The following is a 259-nucleotide window of genomic DNA, read 5'->3' as shown; positions in this document are numbered from 1 at the left end:
GCAGCGGTGTCGTATCTTTTACCGGAAATACCTTAGTCTTTTTGCGTTCCGCCAGCACGGCCGCCACTTCCTGCGGTGCGGCTTCCCTGCCGTTAATCCCGACAATATCCAGTGTGCGGGCAGCAACATCCATATGAATCATGTCGCCGTCCTCAAGATAAGCAATCGGCCCGCCTTCCACGGCTTCCGGGGCTATGTGGCCGACAGCCGGTCCCCGGGTCGCACCGGAGAAGCGCCCGTCGGTAAACAGAGCCACACT

General features: G+C 59.8%; 1 protein-coding gene. It reads right to left on the bottom strand.

The genetic code is table 11. The features are described from left to right. On the bottom strand, window positions 1-259 hold a 259-nt coding region (locus GT1_RS21995), incomplete at both ends, for a dihydroxy-acid dehydratase (protein ID WP_188400496.1).

Origin of the sequence: Sporomusa sp. GT1 (assembly GCF_014634905.1) — a bacterium.
GTDB lineage: Bacteria > Bacillota > Negativicutes > Sporomusales > Sporomusaceae > Sporomusa > Sporomusa sphaeroides.
This window is presented reverse-complemented; position numbering and strand designations above follow the sequence as displayed.